Source organism: Bradyrhizobium sp. CCGUVB14 (assembly GCF_024199935.1).
In the GTDB taxonomy this organism is placed as follows: Bacteria; Pseudomonadota; Alphaproteobacteria; order Rhizobiales; family Xanthobacteraceae; genus Bradyrhizobium.
Genome location: NZ_JANADS010000001.1, coordinates 3,872,950 through 3,889,020 on the forward strand (window position 1 = coordinate 3,872,950; position 16,071 = coordinate 3,889,020).

Consider the following 16,071-nt stretch of genomic DNA (forward strand, 5'->3'; position numbering starts at 1 on the left):
CACTCAAGCCGGATTTTGGCCTCGCATCTCAGCGATGAGTCCGTTGCCGGTCGCGCCGCATGACGACGCGACCGCGCGATGATTCAATCGCAACTGGGGGACTTCGCGACATGAAGCAGAAGACGCTGCGTTACCGGGCCTTGCGCCGGGTCCGCAGCCTGCCAGCCGAGACCGCTTCGCGTTTGCTCGGAATGCCGGCCATCAGCCGGAAATTGAACGAGGGCTACGAAAAGGCACGGGCCTCTCACAAGCCGCGCCTGCCTCAACTTTCGCCGCTCGATACGGACATCGTCGCCGGGCTGGAGACGAACGGCGTCTACATCACCTCGCTCGCGGCGCTGAACCTGGCTGGGACGGATGCGCTCTGGACGTCGGCGACCGACATCGCGAACGCCTATTCGCTCCGCGCAAGAAGAGGCGAATTCGCCGGCCAGTATACGGTGCAGGTCGGCGCCGAGGAGATGATGCGCCATCCGCACATCGTCCACTGGCCTCTCAACGACCGCATCCTCGACATCGTCGAGACCTATCTCGGCTTGCCCGCGGCATGCGACACGCTGAATTTCTTCTACACCGTGGCCGATGGCCGTCAGGTCGCGGCGCGCCGATGGCATCGCGATGTCGAGGATCGGCGGATGGTCAAGGTGATCGTCTATCTGCACGATGTCGATGAGGAGGGCGGCCCGCTCGAAGTGCTGCATCGCGCCTTTCCGGGCTGCGACCGGCTTGACGGCGCCAATTTTCCGGTTCTGACGCAGGAAATGCTGGAGCAGCGGCTCGGCGGGTCGCTGGCACGCGGTGATGTCACGACCTGCACCGGCAAGGCCGGGACGGTGATCTTCGCGGATGTTGCGAGCCGCTACCATCGCGGCCGCCCGGCGATCGCGCGCGACCGCTCTGCGCTGTTCTACAATTTCTTCTCGCGCTCGCCGCTTCGTCCATTCTTCTGCGAGCGGCACGTGTTCTCGCGGGCGCAGCTCGTCGAACTTGCGGCCGGCCAGACCGCGCGGGCGCGCGATTGCATGCTGTGGCACGCAAACGTACCTCTGCTCGCCCGGATCGTACCACGCGCACGGTTCTAGAAGGGACGAAGCCACAATTCCGCTGTCGCGTCTTCACCGTGGCTTGATTGGATGTCCTGGCATCAATCGCTATCTGCTCCTTCAACGTGATTTGGCCGTGTCCAGACTTGGCCGCGTTCAGATCCTGGCCGCGTCCAGATCATCCCGCCACGAGGAAAAGGAATACAACTCATGCCGTTCGTTCGCATCGATCTTCGCAAGGGCAAATCGAAGGAATACCGGAAGACGCTGGGCGAGATCATTTACAGCGCCATGCGCGAGTTGATCAACGTGCCGCAAGACGACAAATTCCAGGTCATCACGGAGCATGACCACGACGACCTCAATCATGCCGAAAGCTATCTGGGCAATCGCTACAGCCAGGATGTCGTCTTCATCCAGATCACGTTAAACGCCGGCCGCTCCATCGAGATGAAGAAGGCTTTCTACAAGCGTATCGTCGATGAATATCAGAAGCAGCTGGACGGGCGTCCGGACGATATCGTGATCAACCTCGTGGAGACCGCGAAGGAGAACTGGTCATTCGGGAATGGCATTGCACAATACGCGACGTGACAGGCCGCCGGAGCGGAGACCGGCCGTCAGTTGATGAGTTGAAGCCACAATTCCGCTACGGTTGTTCCCTCAACTCCCGCGCGAAATCGGGGGGCGTCCGTTGCGCAAGGTGGTTTGGGCTTTCGCCATCGCACTCTGCTGTCTTGGCTCATTTGCCAAGGCCGCAGGCATTCAACTTCTCCAATCCGATCCGGCGCTGTCGGGCGCGATCTGGTATCCTTGCACAGCGGAGCCGGCGCATGTGGCGCTTGGCAATCTTGCGGTGCCCACGGTCGATTGGCTGCCCGGCGCTCAAGACTGTCCCGTCACGGGGGCCAAGCTGCCTCTGGTCATCATCTCCCATGGCAATAGCGGCTACTTCGCACTTCATCTCGACATCGTCGAAGCGCTGGTGAACGCCGGCTTTGTCGTCGCTGCGATCAACCATGCCGGCAACAACACCAATGACATGTCGGGGCGAGGGATGTCTGTCTGGGCGTCACGCCCAGCGCAGATGGTGCGCTTGCTCGATTTCATGTTGAACGAATGGAAGGACAGGGCGGTGATCGACCCGACCAGGGTCGGCCTTTTTGGCTTTTCGCTGGGGGGCTTTACCGGGCTGGTGCTGGTCGGCGGTCAGCCCGATTTCCACAGGCTTGCTTGCAAGCCGGACAGCAAGTCGGCGGTCTGCGAGGAGCGGCGCGCCGGCGAGTTTCCATCCGATCCGCCGCACGATCCACGGATCAAGGCCGCCGTGATCGTGGATCCGGCCGTGGGCTTTACATTCACCCCTGAAAACCTGGCTGGCATCAAAATCCCGCTGCTGGTCTGGCGGTCAGAACTGGGGGGCGGGGGTGTGGAGGCGGAGAGCGTCGCACGCGTGACCCGCAGTCTGCCGGGCAATCCCGACATTCACGTCGTACCGGCCGGTCATTATGCATTTCTGCCGCCCTGCACGACGGAGCTCGCAGCATTGAGGCCGCAGGTCTGCACCGATCCCGATGGCTTTGACCGGGCGGCCTTTCACCGCGCGTTCGACGTAGCGGTGGTGAAGTTTTTTCGCGAGCAGCTCGCCGGCGGAGATCGGTGAGCATCGCGTTCGTGAGGAAGCGAGGATGTCTTAACCGCTTTGGTGCAGTCGCATCTCCTTGAAGACGCCTTCGCGCTGCATCTTCTTCACTATCGCGCGGACGCATTTGTCGTTGTGAAGCGACCCTACAACCTACAAAGGATGCCAAAATGCGGTTCGTGACGGCTCGTCCGCCTTTCGCCGGGCAACTTGAGTTTGAGTCCCCAAACCCGCGAAGGTTTCCGTAGAAGCCGCGGGCGCGACTAAATCCGGCTGCTGCCTTGCTTATATGGATGGTGAGGTATACCCTCGTTCTGTTCGTTCAGCCGCTGTGCCTTGTTGAATGCGCCCGCGGGCTCCTTTTCCATCGACATCGACGAATTGAAACGGTTCTGCGTGAGCGTCACGCGGAACGCACATGTGTGCTCTTTGGAGAAGAGATAATGACGACAGGTACTGTGAAGTGGTTCAACGGCCAGAAGGGCTTCGGATTCATTCAGCCCGACGACGGCGGCCAAGATGTCTTCGTTCACATCAGCGCGGTCGAGCGGGCTGGTCTTGCGGGTCTCGCCGAGGGACAAAAGGTCAACTTCGAGGCCAAGACCGACAAGATGCGGGGCAAGGTCAGCGCTGAGAATCTCTCGCTGGCTTAAGCCCTCCAGTGCCGTTTCACGGATGTACTGAAACGGCCATGCGACCCGCTCGATCCCCGGATTGAGCGGGTTTTGTCAGTTTCCGAAAGGGTGAGAGATGAGCGCCAGAAAATCGGCTGAACCGTCACCCGAAAGCATCGCGCGCTCCGACCGTCAGCGCTTGGCTGCTCAAGAAGGCGCGCAAGCGATGGCGGACGCCGAAAAGCAGGCCGTCGACATCCGCAAGAACATGGCACGGCTTCGTGAGCTGCGCGAAGCCAGGGAAGCAGCCGACGCAACTCGTCAGGCATCATTGCCGGCACCGGGCGTCACCAAGCGCAAGAGGAAGCAGCCGCAATAGCTTTGCGCGTGCGGGCAGATGTGCCGGCTTGCGACCACCTTTGCGATGCAAAAGCTGGTCCCGAAAGCCGGTCCAAGGTCAATCACCAGCTTCCTGCGGAATGTCTGCTTGCCTTGCACCGCTATCAGATTGTCTGGCGGCTCGGTACCGACCGGGCGATAGGCCGTGATGTCGATGGAACAGCTTGGAAAATGCCGCCGCTGTCTCGTAGCCGACCCGGCTGGCAATCCGTGCAATCGGCTCATCGCTGGTTTCCAGCAGGAACGCGGCTTCCGCCATCCGGCGCGCGATCACATAGCGGTGCATGGACTGGCCGACGAGCTTGGTAAAGCGCGCCGAAAATGCCGAGCGGCCGAGCCCAACGCGTTGGCCAAGATCGCTCAGCGTCCAGGGGCGCTCCGGGTTTTCGTGAATGAGCTTGAGTGCCGGTCCGATATGAGGGTCGGATATGGCCCCAAGCCAGCCGCCTTGTCCGGGACTGAGAGATGCGATCCAGCTTCGGAGCACCTCGACAAAGAGGACTTCCGTCAGTCGTGAAAGCGCGACCCGTTGGCCGGGACGCTCGAGCGCGGACTCGCTGACCATGCGGCGCAAGATTGCTTCAAGCCAACCACCATCCGCCATCGGCTTCAGCAGGAGCACGGGCGGAAGCAGCTCCATCACGCTGCCGAACAGCGGCCGTGACACGGTGAAATTGCCGCAAATCATGGTCGAGCGCGGCTTTGCTCCTTTGCCGTGACGAACGACACCAAGACGCGGCGACGAGCGGTCGATATCCATGATCCGCAAAGGCTTGGCCCGGCGATCCGAATAGAACACATGCGGCTCGCCTCGCGTGATGACGACAAAGTCGCCTTCGGACATTTCGATTTGCTGCCCCCGTTCGAGGCTGAGGGTCGCTGAGCCCTGGCTGAGATAGTGAAACAAGGCGTAGGGGCGCGCCGGCAACTCGAGGTGCCAGGGATGGCCGAGCTCGAAGTGAAAAAGCAGCGTGCCGCCGAGACGAACCCGATCGAGCACCTGGGCGAGTATGTCCATGCCGTCCAGATTAGATCGATGGACGATAGGACACAACATCTGGACGATTGATCTCTATCGTCCGGAAGAACGGCGGAATAGGTCACCGGGCGCGGCGAGCCGACATTACGAGCGGCGACCATTCGCCAACGGTGGATGGAAGAACCGCGATCTTGCTGGAAACGCCTGTCCATTCCCCCGGACCGTGTTGGTCCGACCTGCCAACAGGAAGAATTGATGCGAAATATCCTCCTCTCTGCTGCCACCGTACTTCTGGCCGGAACGACATTGGTCGGCTCCGCCTCTTCCGCCGAACTGCCCAAGGGGGCGGTCCCCAACATCGTGCTCGTGCACGGCGCTTTCGTGGACCAGACGAGCTGGCAGCCCGTCGCCGAGATCCTCACGAAGAAGGGCTACAACGTCACGCTGGTCGAAAATCCGCTCACCTCGCTTGCCGCCGATGTGGATGCCACCAAGCAGGCGCTGGCGAAGCAGAACGGCAAGACCGTCCTCGTCGGCCACTCCTGGGGTGGCGTGGTGATCACGCAGGCCGGCAACGATCCGAAGGTGTCGGCACTTGTCTACGTCTCCGCTTTCGCGCCCGACGTGGGACAATCTCTGGCGACCCTCGCCAAGAGCGGTCCGGCGACCGAAGGCGGCGCGGCGATCCATCCCGACGACAAGGGCAACCTCTACATCGATCCCAAGGTGTTCCCATCCGCGGTCGCGGCTGACCTTCCTCCGCAGATCGCGGAAGCCTTGGCGAACCATCAGCTTCCGTTGAACCACACCGCGTTCGAAGCACCGGTCGATGTTGCCGCGTGGCGCGACAAGCCGACGTTCTATGTGATCAGCACGAAGGACAAGGTGATCGCGCCGGAGGTCCAGAAGCTTTTTGCCGCCGGTATGAAGGCCCAGACGACGGAAGTCGCCGGCAGCCATGCGTCGCTCGTCGTTCATGCGAAAGAAGTCGCCGCGGTGATCGAAAAGGCCTCGCTCGCAAAGTGACAACGCTGCTCCCGGCGCCCGCGTGCCGGGAGCGCTCACTGCGACGGCATGCATCTCGTGATGTCCCGCGCCGTTCGCACGACGCAGCGAGAGCTGACATGCGCCGCCAAACGTAGGCTCAGAAGCCGAGAGGAATTTCGAACGTGATCAAATTGCTTCTTGCCATTCTCATGGCCTCGGCCCTTTCCTCCGGCGCGATGGCCGCGTCGCCCGGGATCGGAGAGGAGCCTCTGGATTCGGCTGTGCTGAGCACGATCAAAACGAAATTCGGCACGCTCATGGAATTGGCCAACAGGCACGATTTCGACGCTCTGCATGATATGTTCTGGCAATCACCCTCGACCCTGTTGGTGGCGAAGAGCGCGATCCAATCCGAGGGGAACTGGGCCGGCTTTTGGGGCAACGACGCCGTTGATCGGAAGCTCCGTGATATCGGCAGTTCCGGCCCGGTCGTGCTCGAACCAGACTATGCGAAGCTCAGGGTTGTCGGCCTGACGCGCGATGTCGCCGAATCCTACGTGCCGATGAACATCACGGTGTCTTATGCGGGACAGGATGGCACACCCAGGCCATTTCTCATGATCATCAACTGGCTTCGCGTCGGGGAGGACTGGAAGATCGCGTCCGAAATCATTCTGCCAATACCGCCTCTACCCGCCACGAAGGGCTAGGTGCCGGCCCGTACTGTTCGGCACGAAGTCGATAGGGGGCGCGTGTCCTGATTGTTATTCGATTACCTCGTCGGCGCGTGCAAGCAGCGATGGCGGCACCGAGACTCCAAGCTCCTTCGCCGTCTTGAGATTGACAACTAACTGGAACTTTGTTGGTAGCAGCACCGGCAGGTCTGCGGGCTTTTCGCCCTTCAGAATGCGGCCCATATAAATCCCTCCCTGTCGTATGCCGTCGAATTCGCTCGCGCCATAGCTCGCAAGAGCGCCATCTTCACCAAACGACGGACGGGCTAAAATGGGAAGCTTGTTTCGCATCGCTAATCGCGCAATTCGGTCGCGAAGGCTGGAGAAGAAAAGATTGTCACCGATTAGGAGCGCCCCGACATGTGCTTGGACCAGCTTAGTCATTGCCGGCTCGAGGTCGGCTTCTTTGGTGGCTTCTACAATAACAACTTTGAGCCCGAAAAAATTTATGGCCGATTGAACCTCTGTCGTATCTGCGACGGTATCAAGAAAATTTGGATTGTTTAGCATGCCGACCGTCGTGGTCGCCGGCAACAGCTCATGCACGAGTTCTATAAGTTTAGCGGTTGCTTCGGCACCTGCGCGTAAGAGGACGCCGGTGACGTTTCCTCCGGGATGGTTGAAACTCGCAACAAGTCCGATGCTGACCGGGTCAGCGGTAGTAACAAACACAATCGGAATGGTACTCGTGGCCTGTTTCGCGGCGAGCGCCACGGCCGCGGTTCCGAAGATGAGATCGACCTTTCGCTGCACCAGATCGGCTATCAGCGCCGGCAGACGGTCCGGTTGTCCGTCTGCAGTGCGGTATTCAAACGAAACGTTTTGGCCGACGTAGAACCCCATTTCGTTTAAGCCGCGAAGAAAAGCGGCCCGGCCTCTGTCGGGCTGACTTGCTGCGCCCATATTGATCCGGCCAATTACACGCATCGCAGGTTGCTGCGTGCGCGCCACCAGTGGCCACGCCACCGCGCCACCGAGAGCTGCGATGAACGTGCGCCGCCTCATGTCCCGCTCCCAGGCTCAGGTGGCAGCATCGTAGCGGTTTAGTCGGGCGCATTGATAGCCATGAAAGCCATTGCCGCACTTCACAGATAATGTCGCAGTGGGGTCACAAGCCGTAAGCTTCAGTTTGAGCAAATGCTTTCCGGTTCGCGCCTTAGAGGGACACGGGCGTCTATGAGCACACGTCCTAGTCTTACTGCGTCACAAAAGAAGGCGCTGTTTGATCGGGCGAATGCAACAGGGACAGCGTGAGAGGGTGCGGACGATGGCAACGATCAGTCTTCGCCGCATCGTCGCAATCGAGTTCGGGATGTGACGTTCGGGTCGCAGCAGCGGAGCCTCTGGGTCGGTAACCGTTGGAAACCGCAAGTCTCTTGAACGGCCTGGTGGAACGAGATCCCGAGGGGGGAATCGTCTCCCTCTCGGAGACCAGGAATCCGTAGGCTGCGATGCACAGCGTAGCGTGGTGGTGGAAGCCACGCCAACCTCGCCCTTCGAAATGCCCGAGCCCGACCTCTTGTTTGAGATCCTGATAATCGCGCTCGATGCGCCAGCGCAGCTTGGTTAGATCGACTAGCCTTCCAAAAGTGATCGTTTCCGGCAACGTTGAAAGCCAGTATTTGGTCGGCTCGTCCTCACCTTCTGGCCATTCGATCAAAAGCCATTCTTCCGGTCGGCTTTCGGTGAGTTGGTAATCTCGATGCGCGACGCAAACGCGCGCGCGAGCGAAGCGCGACGATAGCCGCTCGGCCGCGCCCTCTCGCCACTTGATCGTGCGCCAGACCCGCTTAGGAAGGCAAAGAGCAAGCTCCTTGACCGAAATCGGTTGATGCTTGTGGTCGCGGCGCAGCAGCTTTGGTGGTCGCCCTTTGCCCGACCATTTTTTCGGCGGTAGCGGCGCCGTGTCGGATGTCCACACCGTGGTGTTTGGCAAGATACCAGCCACATAGGTCAACGCCAACGCGCTGATGCTGGTCCGCAGGTCCGTGTTGCAGCCATATCCGGCATCCATCAGCACCACGCCGCGAGGAAGCCCGGTTCTGCAGGCTGCTTCGATCTGTTCAAGCGCGATCTCTGGCTTGGTCTTAAAGCTGATCTCCTTGGGCACGCCCGCTTTGCGCCGACGTTTCTTATCTGCCGCCCATTCCTGCGGCAGATAGAGACGATACATCGCCGGCAGACTGGCGTGGTGATTGGCAAGCGACAGGGATACCGCGACTTGGCAGTTATCCTGCTTGCCGAGCTGCCCGCAATATTGACGCGCCACACCGACCGAGTGCGCTCCCTTCTTGGGAAAACCGGTGTCATCGATGATCCACGCTTCGATCGGTCCATGGCGCTCTATCGCCGGCAGTACCATCTCACCCACTTTGGCCAAAACACCCTCGTCAGACCAAGGCGATTGGCCGACGAAGTGCAGCAGCGACTGATGCTGCGCCGCCGTCCGATCAGGTGCCGTTACCGCTGCCATAGGCTCAACGCTTTTACGCTCCCCCGGCATGATTAAGCCGATGCAATAATCAAACAACGGCTGGGCCCGGTCCGCATGTCCGATCACACTCACAAGTTTCTCGACAAAAGCCGAAAATCGCGATTCACTGCCGCCTGATGTCCGGAGATCCATATCAGCCCCCGTTGCCGATGCCTGAATCTCAACAGGTAACTGATTCTCACAGGATCTCGCCCGCGATCTTTTGAATCAGACACTTTTTCTGACTCAGTAGTACTAGGCCGTGTACCCATGAACCGGCCGATGACGCGACGACGGTTGCGTCTGCTTTGCCTCACCGGCGACCAAGTTCGTGCGCGGCGCACTGTGTCGCGATGGGCCAGGAGCGGACTCATGCACTGCAGCACATAGGCATCTCTATTCGATTGTCGGCTCGTCCGAGCAACGTCGGCGCGGTTGTAAAACTTTGTGCTTACGCGTTTAGGGTTTCTGAACGCAGTTCGAATGTTGCGGGCATACATTTAACCATCTTGGGGGTGTTGCTGAGTAACGTCCCGCCGATGTGTTTTCAGTGACTGTATAAGAGGCGAAGGATGGTTGGAGCGCCGGAACTTGCTGAAACATCGAAGTTGAGGCAGGTCGTATCGTCATCCCAAGAGGTGATCTCACGGGATCCATTGGTCGTGGCCGCGAACTTTGTGACTCTTATCTCAGGAGCGCGCCGGCCCGACATTTGGCTGACGGGCCTTCGGGAGCCGATGGCCTGCGCGTGTCGAACGGGCGCGGGAGTGTCTTTCCGATTCGATTCGGAGGAAGGCGTGTCAGGAATTTTCTACTTCTTTCCGGACTTTGCCGCCGCTCAACCGGACGGAGAGGCCTCGGGGCGCCCGCCGATTCCGACCAAGATGATCATAGATCGCGTCGCCGGATATGCTGACGCCTTGGATACTTTGCTGAGAACGGTCCCGCGTCCTCCCGATCTCAAGAAACAGCTTGCCAAGGATTCTGGGCTTGCGTGGATGCTCAAATATCTTTGAAATCCAACTGGGGCGCTGTCTTGCTTGAATCTCCGCTTAAGGGAGTTCGCTGTGAATTCGACCTTCGCGAAAGCACTTGATGCGAACTGTCACCCGACGATCTGGCTGAGAAGGGTGGACACATTTCGTTCGGCCTCCAAACTCGGCGGTCTGCCGTGGCTACCCAAAGGCGTCGCGTGGCCGCGCCAACTCAAATCGAAAACGCCGCTGCATTTCCTCGCTCAAATTGATCTGGCCGCCCTGCCAAAGAGCCCGCTTGTGCCCGGCGGGCCTCAGCTGCCAGCCATAGGCATTCTCTACTTTTTCGCCGACATGTACGAAACGATGTTGTGGGGAGATGATGAGGTGGGCGAAGTTGATGACTTCAAGTACTCGACCCGCGTTATCTTTGCGGCAGCACCGGGAGAAGCGCCGGATGTTGCGCCAGCGGAATTGCCGCCTGAAGTCGGACATGCCTGGGGCGAAGATGCAGGCGGCCGCAGCCGCGGGCGGCGCATTTTTCCAGAGGCACCGCTTGAGGCTCACCTTGTCGATACTTTCGTTGGCTGCAGGGCAATAGCGCCCGACGACTATACTCTGGCAGCCGATCTCAGGACGGTTGTGTCCATTGAGCGAGTGACCGGAGAAAAGACACCGATCGTTTCGGACCCACCTTTCCATGACCAGGCGGGCTTGGCCCACTCCTTTTATCGCCTGGAAGGCCAAGTGAGCGGCCGAAACTTTAGCCGAACGCACTTCGTTCGCCATCAGATGCTTGGCCCGCCGACGGGGCCACATGGGTTCAGCGAAGACGCAGGCTTGGGAGAAGATGTCTCGCTCTTCCAGATCGATACCGATTTGGGGCTGAGCAGGGAGTTCTCATTTTCACAGGGTGGCCCGGCTCACTTCTGGATCAACCGCGATGACCTGGCTGCGGGGCGATTTGATCAAGCATATGCGACAACTGCCTGAGAGGCGCGATGACTGTTCGCTTTGGGGCAATATCCCACATTCAACGCACCAGCTAGATATCCTCTCGCAATTGCCAACATTGGTGAACTGAAGGGCGTTGGCAAAGGGTTCGCCTTCCCGGATTCAGCTATTGGAGCGCCGCAGCCAATCCTACGAATTGCCGCAACGCTTTAACTATTATTTTGGCGCAAAAACCGCCGGATGTTTTCGTCCGTTACGAGGCCCGCCCCGATGTCCCTCGCTCAGCAATTGTCGCAACTCCGTCCTCTGATGATCCCGGCCGAGATTGAAGCGCTTCTTGGGCCGCAGGAAACGAAGCGGGCGCTGGACATGTTCAGCGGCTTTCAGAGAACCACCGGCGTGTCGGTAGATTTTTCGCATGCGGATGGGGTGATCGATTCCATCTCGTATTCGGCTATGTTCAATTTCCCCCGTGACGTGGTGGTGTGCGGCGTACACATCGGCATGACGGTCGACGCCATGCGGAGGGCGCTGCCCGACGTGCAGTTGGCGGACGGCGAGACAGGCAAGCCCAACGAGCACGGGTTTATCAGGTATCGGGCCAAACCAGCCGCGTTGAATGCGACAATCAAAGTCTCGATAAAGGATGGGGAAGTATATTTGTTAGGCCTCTATCGAGCCGACATGGACGAGGTGCTGGCGCGGCGGCAACGGCAAAAGGTCGAGCGAAGTGCCGAAACGAATCGCAAACGGGACCTCGCCAACAAATGGAAATCGGTCGAAAACACCGATGAGATGCTGCTTAGCTGGGCCGAGCATTGTTCGCCTTGGACGAACTACCCGCCCCAAAAATTTGTCAGGTTCGCCCGATGGCTCATGGCAACGTCCGATCCCGATGTCTGGCACATCGTGGCGATGAGCTGGAATTGGGATTATAGCCACGCGCCGCTGTTATGGATCATCCAGCAGGAGACATGCGATATCGCCACCGCGCTGGAAATCTTCTTCCTGGCAGACCCAACCTATTATTTCCGATGGGCCAAGGATCGTTCGGCCGTCCCGACCCGTAACCTCGAGATGTTCGATTTCCTGGCGGAGCTTCGTCAACGGCTTGCGCGCGGATTTTACCAGCGATCCGAAATCGCCTTCGATGGCGAGAAGCACATGGCCTACGTCGATCGAGGGCTGGAGACGGTGGAAGACAGGGGCTTGGCCCAGAGTTTCTTTCCGCTCCAGGCCGGACACAATATTCCTGGCCGCGATCTGAAAGATAGTGAGGACGACAAGTTCGGGGAATGCCGCGCCATGTTGGCAACCGTCAATTAGGTTCGGCTGGCCGGGTCCGCTTCGGGTCAGAGGCGGCGGTTGAGGCAAGCGTCGTCCGCTCCACCGCCGGTAGCCGACATCACAGCAGGATCAGCAAGGTTCGGCTAAGGGCCACAAGGCGACATTGGCCTTTCTTACGCGGCCCTTAACCGCGCTTGGCGCTATCAGAATCCGACGCCGCCCTTGTGAGTACGCGCCCCTAATCTTCGCCGGCCTTTGACCGAGCTTCGCGGGCCAATCGTTCCGCTTTGAGCCGCTCGCGGTTCTCGTGGAGGGAGTGCTGGGCCCTCGCATAGTCGTTCATCGGCTTCTGCGGTTTGACGGGCTTGAACGCCTTGTCGGCTTCGCGCCTGGCGCGATCAGAGGAATGATCTCTCAACATGTGTCGATCTCGATGTGTTTGAAACTGTGTGGCCCGCGAATTCGCCGACGTCCCGTCCGCGTTCGCGGGCTGGTGAAACAGGCGTTGTCCTTGGCGTGGAGAAGTCGGGTCTGGATAAACAACTGACGCCGACCGCCTCGGTTCCTCGAAAGACTGTCCGATGCCAAATAAAGGCCGGGCTGGTCGCCAACCGGCTAATGGTCGAGGCAGGGCAGAGACGAGCCTCTGCGTCGAGATGCCCTTATGGGCCGGCGTTCGCTTTTCGGATTGTGACAGATTACCCCTGTTTTGCCCGACGCGTCAACAAAAATTCGTAAAACTCGAAATCTACTTCTGCAGCCAAGGGATTGGCTACTGTGTATGGGGTTGTTTTCCAGTTTTGGTTTGGGCTTGGGATTGCAAACAAAAAGGGCCGCCTCGATGGGCGGCCCTTTGGTCTCGCGCGTTGTGGCGTCGCTTATTCAGCGGCCTGCTTCTGCGGCGGGTCGAGCGCGCCGGACTTGTGGATGTCGGCGACCTGGTGGTCGCTGAAGCCGAGCACGGCGCGCAGGATCTCGTCGGTGTGCTCGCCGAGCAGCGGGGAGCGGGTGACGTCGCTCGGTGAATCCGACAGCTTGATCGGGTTGCCGACCGAGATGTACTTGCCGCGGGTCGGGTGATCGACCTCGACCACGGTGCCGGTCGCGCGCAGCGACTGGTCCTCGGCGATCTCCTTCATCGACAGGATCGGGCCGCAGGGGATGTCGTCCTTGTTGAGGATCTCCATCGCCTCGAACTTGGTCTTGGTCATCGTCCACTGCTCGATGCGGGCGAAGATCTCGTTCAGGCGCGGCAGGCGGGCCGGGGGCTTGGCGTAGTTCGGATCGGTCTTCCAGGTCGGCTCGCCGATCACGTCGCAGATCTTCTCCCAGACCGGGGCCTGGGTGATGAAGTAGATGTAGGCGTTGGGATCGGTCTCCCAGCCCTTGCACTTCAGGATGCGGCCGGGCTGGCCGCCGCCGGAATCGTTGCCGGCGCGCGGCACGGCATCGCCGAACGGAATGCCTTCGCCGAACTGGCTGTATTCCTTGAGCGGACCGTGGGCGAGACGCTGCTGGTCGCGCAGCTTGACGCGGGCGAGGTTGAGCACGCCGTCCTGCATCGCGGCGGTGACGCGCTGGCCCTTGCCCGAATGGGTGCGCTGATAGAGCGCGGTGACGATGCCGAGCGCCAGATGCAGGCCGGTGCCGCTGTCGCCGATCTGCGCGCCGGTCACGAGCGGCAGGCCATCGCGGAAGCCGGTGGTCGACGCGGCGCCGCCGGTGCACTGCGCGACGTTCTCATAGACCTTGCAGTCTTCGTACGGTCCGGGGCCAAAGCCCTTGATCGAGGCGACGATCATCTTCGGGTTGATCGCCTGGATCTTCTCCCAGGGGAAACCCATGCGGTCGAGCACGCCGGGGCCGAAGTTCTCGACCAGCACGTCGCACTTCTTGATCAGCTCGGTGAGGACTTCCTTGCCCTTGGGGTTCTTGGTGTCGAGCGTGATCGAACGCTTGTTGTGGTTGAGCATGGTGAAATACAGGCTGTCCACGTTCGGGATGTCCTGCAGCTGGCCGCGGGTGATGTCACCCACGCCCGGGCGTTCCACCTTGATCACGTCGGCGCCGAACCATGCGAGCAGCTGCGTGCAGGTCGGTCCGGACTGGACGTGGGTGAAGTCGAGAATGCGAACGCCCTCGAGCGCTTTGGTCATTGTGTTGCTCCGTACTCTGTCTGCCCCCGCGAACCGCAGGGAATAAAGGTTGAGGGGGTGGACTTACTTCTTCTTCTGCAGAACGCTCTGCGGATTGAGGTTGCCGATGCGGCCGCTCTCCGAGCCCGCGGCCGGATCGATCACCGCGTTGATCAGCGTCGGCTTGCCGGACGCCATCGCCTCGTTGACGGCGCGCTTGAGCTCGTCGGGCGAGGTCGCATTCACGCCGACGCCGCCGAACGCTTCCATCATCTTGTCGTAGCGCGCGCCCTTGACGAACACGGTCGTCGCCGGATCGGCGTTGACGCTGTTGACGTCGGTGCCGCGATAGATGCCGTCATTGTTGAAGATGACGACGCAGATCGGCAAATTGTAGCGGCAGATGGTCTCGACCTCCATGCCGGAGAAGCCGAAGGCCGAGTCGCCTTCAACCGCCAGCACGGGGTGGCCGGTTTCGAGCGCAGCCGCGATCGCCTGGCCCATGCCGATGCCCATCACGCCCCAGGTGCCGACGTCGAGACGCTTGCGCGGGCGGTACATGTCGATGACGCCGCGGGCGAGGTCGAGCGTGTTGGCGCCTTCGTTGACGAGGATCGCCTCGGGATGATCCTTGATCACGTTCTTCAGCACGCCGAGCGCGCCGTGATAATCCATCGGCGACTTGTTGTTCATGAGCTTCGGCGCCATCTTGGCGACGTTCTCATCGCGCTTGGTCACGATGGCCTTGGTCCATTCCACCGGCGGTGCGGTCCAGCCCGTAGCGATGGCCTGGTTGAAGGCGGAGACCACCGAGCCGATGTCGCCGACGACGGGCGCGACGATCTCGACGTTGGAGTCCATTTCCTTCGGCTCGATGTCGACCTGGATGAACTTCTTCGGGGATTCGCCCCAGCTCTTGCCCTTGCCGTGCGAGAGCAGCCAGTTCAGCCGCGCGCCGATCAGCATGACGACGTCGGAGTCCTTCAGCACCGTCGAACGCGCCGCACCTGCGCACTGCGGATGGGTGTCGGGCAGCAGGCCCTTGGCCATGCTCATGGGGAGGAACGGCACGCCGCTCTTCTCGACGAAGGTCTTGATCTCTTCATCGGCCTGCGCGTAGGCCGCGCCCTTGCCGAGGATGATGAGCGGACGCTTTGCGGCCTTGAGCACGTCGAGCGCGCGCTTGACCGAAGCGGGCGAGGGGATCTGCGCCGGAGCCGCGTCGATCACCTTGACCAGCGACTTCTGGCCGGCCTCGGCGTTCATCACCTGGCCGAACAGTTTTGCCGGCAGGTCGAGATAGACGCCGCCCGGACGGCCCGAGACCGCGGCGCGGATGGCGCGGGCGAAAGCGATGCCGATATCCTGGGCGTGCAGCACGCGATAGGCCGCCTTGCACAGCGGCTTGGCGATCGCGAGCTGGTCCATTTCCTCGTAGTCGCCCTGCTGGAGGTCGACGATCTCGCGCTCGGAGGAGCCCGAGACCAGGATCATCGGATAGCAGTTGGTGGTGGCGTGTGCGAGCGCGGTGAGACCATTGAGGAAACCGGGCGCCGACACCGTGAGGCAGACGCCGGGCTTCTTGGTGAGATAGCCGGCGATGCCTGCGGCGTAACCGGCGTTCTGCTCGTGGCGGAAGGAGATCACGCGAATGCCTTCGGCCTGCGCCATGCGGCCCAGATCCGTGATCGGGATGCCCGGCACATTATAGATGGTGTTGATGCCGTTCAGCTTCAGCGCGTCGATGACGAGATGGAAACCATCCGTCAGTTCCTGCTCGGTGCCCGGTGCTTCGGACTTGGTCGCGGTGTTCAGCATGGGCCTTGTCTCCCTGGTCTCAAGATAACGGG

17 protein-coding genes are annotated in these 16,071 nt (G+C 60.6%); 11 read left to right on the forward strand and 6 right to left on the reverse strand.

What is annotated here, in order from left to right; translation table 11 throughout:
- The first annotated feature begins 110 nt into the window (after positions 1-110).
- From NLM32_RS17875 to NLM32_RS17895, 5 genes are all read left to right on the forward strand, one after another.
- Positions 111-1,082: a hypothetical protein gene (locus NLM32_RS17875; protein WP_254130239.1), complete on the forward strand. Its 972-nt coding sequence runs from the start codon at positions 111-113 to the stop codon at positions 1,080-1,082.
- Positions 1,083-1,253: 171 nt separating this feature from the next.
- Positions 1,254-1,637 carry a tautomerase family protein gene (locus tag NLM32_RS17880; RefSeq protein WP_254130240.1) on the forward strand — a complete coding sequence of 128 codons (384 nt, stop codon included), beginning with the start codon at positions 1,254-1,256 and terminating at the stop codon, positions 1,635-1,637.
- Between the two features lie 109 nt (positions 1,638-1,746).
- Complete coding sequence (locus NLM32_RS17885; RefSeq protein ID WP_254135343.1) at positions 1,747-2,706, forward strand: dienelactone hydrolase family protein; 960 nt, start codon at positions 1,747-1,749, stop codon at positions 2,704-2,706.
- Between the two features lie 422 nt (positions 2,707-3,128).
- The gene (locus NLM32_RS17890; RefSeq protein ID WP_028143038.1) at positions 3,129-3,338 is read left to right on the forward strand and encodes a cold-shock protein; all 210 of its coding nucleotides are present in this window, start codon (positions 3,129-3,131) and stop codon (positions 3,336-3,338) included.
- A 97-nt stretch (positions 3,339-3,435) separates the two neighbouring features.
- Entirely contained in the window at positions 3,436-3,678 is a 243-nt protein-coding gene (locus NLM32_RS17895) for a transcriptional regulator (RefSeq protein ID WP_254130241.1), read from the forward strand.
- Positions 3,679-3,756: 78 nt separating this feature from the next.
- Here the strand turns inward: NLM32_RS17895 and NLM32_RS17900 are convergent, their stop codons facing one another.
- Entirely contained in the window at positions 3,757-4,698 is a 942-nt protein-coding gene (locus NLM32_RS17900) for a cupin domain-containing protein (protein WP_254135344.1), read from the reverse strand.
- On the opposite strand from NLM32_RS17900, the gene NLM32_RS45840 reads away from it, so the two are divergent.
- The 3 genes from NLM32_RS45840 (at position 4,642) to NLM32_RS17910 (ending at position 6,374) form a co-directional block, all read left to right on the forward strand.
- Complete coding sequence (locus NLM32_RS45840; RefSeq protein ID WP_256562436.1) at positions 4,642-4,767, forward strand: hypothetical protein; 126 nt, start codon at positions 4,642-4,644, stop codon at positions 4,765-4,767. The two genes, NLM32_RS17900 and NLM32_RS45840, sit on opposite strands and share 57 nt — an antisense overlap.
- Before the next feature lie 165 nt (positions 4,768-4,932).
- A complete protein-coding gene (locus tag NLM32_RS17905) occupies positions 4,933-5,703 on the forward strand; it encodes an alpha/beta hydrolase (protein ID WP_254130242.1) in 771 nt (256 codons plus the stop codon).
- Positions 5,704-5,846: 143 nt separating this feature from the next.
- The gene (locus NLM32_RS17910; protein WP_254130243.1) at positions 5,847-6,374 is read left to right on the forward strand and encodes a hypothetical protein; all 528 of its coding nucleotides are present in this window, start codon (positions 5,847-5,849) and stop codon (positions 6,372-6,374) included.
- A 54-nt stretch (positions 6,375-6,428) separates the two neighbouring features.
- On the opposite strand, the gene NLM32_RS17915 is transcribed toward NLM32_RS17910, so the two are convergent.
- Positions 6,429-7,403, reverse strand: a complete 975-nt coding sequence (locus tag NLM32_RS17915) for an ABC transporter substrate-binding protein (protein WP_254130244.1) — start codon at positions 7,401-7,403, stop codon at positions 6,429-6,431.
- A gap of 190 nt (positions 7,404-7,593) precedes the next feature.
- Entirely contained in the window at positions 7,594-9,024 is a 1,431-nt protein-coding gene (locus tag NLM32_RS17920) for an IS701 family transposase (RefSeq protein WP_254128465.1), read from the reverse strand.
- A 644-nt stretch (positions 9,025-9,668) separates the two neighbouring features.
- On the opposite strand from NLM32_RS17920, the gene NLM32_RS17925 reads away from it, so the two are divergent.
- The 3 genes from NLM32_RS17925 to NLM32_RS17935 all read left to right on the forward strand — a co-directional run bounded on the left by NLM32_RS17925 (position 9,669) and on the right by NLM32_RS17935 (position 12,125).
- Entirely contained in the window at positions 9,669-9,887 is a 219-nt protein-coding gene (locus NLM32_RS17925; protein WP_254130245.1) for a hypothetical protein, read from the forward strand.
- A 51-nt stretch (positions 9,888-9,938) separates the two neighbouring features.
- The gene (locus tag NLM32_RS17930; RefSeq protein ID WP_254130246.1) at positions 9,939-10,838 is read left to right on the forward strand and encodes a DUF1963 domain-containing protein; all 900 of its coding nucleotides are present in this window, start codon (positions 9,939-9,941) and stop codon (positions 10,836-10,838) included.
- Positions 10,839-11,069: 231 nt separating this feature from the next.
- Positions 11,070-12,125 (forward strand): DUF4274 domain-containing protein, encoded by a 1,056-nt coding sequence (locus NLM32_RS17935; protein WP_254130247.1) that lies wholly within the window; start codon positions 11,070-11,072, stop codon positions 12,123-12,125.
- A 199-nt stretch (positions 12,126-12,324) separates the two neighbouring features.
- Here NLM32_RS17935 and NLM32_RS17940 read toward each other — a convergent pair whose 3' ends face one another.
- The 3 genes from NLM32_RS17940 to oxc form a co-directional block, all read right to left on the reverse strand.
- Complete coding sequence (locus NLM32_RS17940; RefSeq protein ID WP_254130248.1) at positions 12,325-12,507, reverse strand: hypothetical protein; 183 nt, start codon at positions 12,505-12,507, stop codon at positions 12,325-12,327.
- A gap of 457 nt (positions 12,508-12,964) precedes the next feature.
- Positions 12,965-14,242: a formyl-CoA transferase gene (frc, locus tag NLM32_RS17945; protein WP_254130249.1), complete on the reverse strand. Its 1,278-nt coding sequence runs from the start codon at positions 14,240-14,242 to the stop codon at positions 12,965-12,967.
- Between the two features lie 63 nt (positions 14,243-14,305).
- Positions 14,306-16,039 carry an oxalyl-CoA decarboxylase gene (gene oxc, locus NLM32_RS17950; RefSeq protein WP_254130250.1) on the reverse strand — a complete coding sequence of 578 codons (1,734 nt, stop codon included), beginning with the start codon at positions 16,037-16,039 and terminating at the stop codon, positions 14,306-14,308.
- Between the last annotated feature and the right edge of the window lie 32 nt (positions 16,040-16,071).

Bases quoted from the DNA above. Each gene is read 5' to 3' on its own strand.
- NLM32_RS17875 (WP_254130239.1), top strand. From the start codon at position 111: ATGAAGCAGAAGACGCTGCGTTACCGGGCCTTGCGCCGGGTCCGCAGC.
- NLM32_RS17880 (WP_254130240.1), top strand. From the start codon at position 1,254: ATGCCGTTCGTTCGCATCGATCTTCGCAAGGGCAAATCGAAGGAATAC.
- NLM32_RS17890 (WP_028143038.1), top strand. From the start codon at position 3,129: ATGACGACAGGTACTGTGAAGTGGTTCAACGGCCAGAAGGGCTTCGGA.
- NLM32_RS17895 (WP_254130241.1), top strand. From the start codon at position 3,436: ATGAGCGCCAGAAAATCGGCTGAACCGTCACCCGAAAGCATCGCGCGC.
- NLM32_RS45840 (WP_256562436.1), top strand. From the start codon at position 4,642: ATGGCCGAGCTCGAAGTGAAAAAGCAGCGTGCCGCCGAGACGAACCCG.
- NLM32_RS17905 (WP_254130242.1), top strand. From the start codon at position 4,933: ATGCGAAATATCCTCCTCTCTGCTGCCACCGTACTTCTGGCCGGAACG.
- NLM32_RS17915 (WP_254130244.1), bottom strand. From the start codon at position 7,403: ATGAGGCGGCGCACGTTCATCGCAGCTCTCGGTGGCGCGGTGGCGTGG.
- NLM32_RS17920 (WP_254128465.1), bottom strand. From the start codon at position 9,024: ATGGATCTCCGGACATCAGGCGGCAGTGAATCGCGATTTTCGGCTTTT.
- NLM32_RS17935 (WP_254130247.1), top strand. From the start codon at position 11,070: ATGTCCCTCGCTCAGCAATTGTCGCAACTCCGTCCTCTGATGATCCCG.
- NLM32_RS17940 (WP_254130248.1), bottom strand. From the start codon at position 12,507: ATGTTGAGAGATCATTCCTCTGATCGCGCCAGGCGCGAAGCCGACAAG.
- frc (WP_254130249.1), bottom strand. From the start codon at position 14,242: ATGACCAAAGCGCTCGAGGGCGTTCGCATTCTCGACTTCACCCACGTC.
- oxc (WP_254130250.1), bottom strand. From the start codon at position 16,039: ATGCTGAACACCGCGACCAAGTCCGAAGCACCGGGCACCGAGCAGGAA.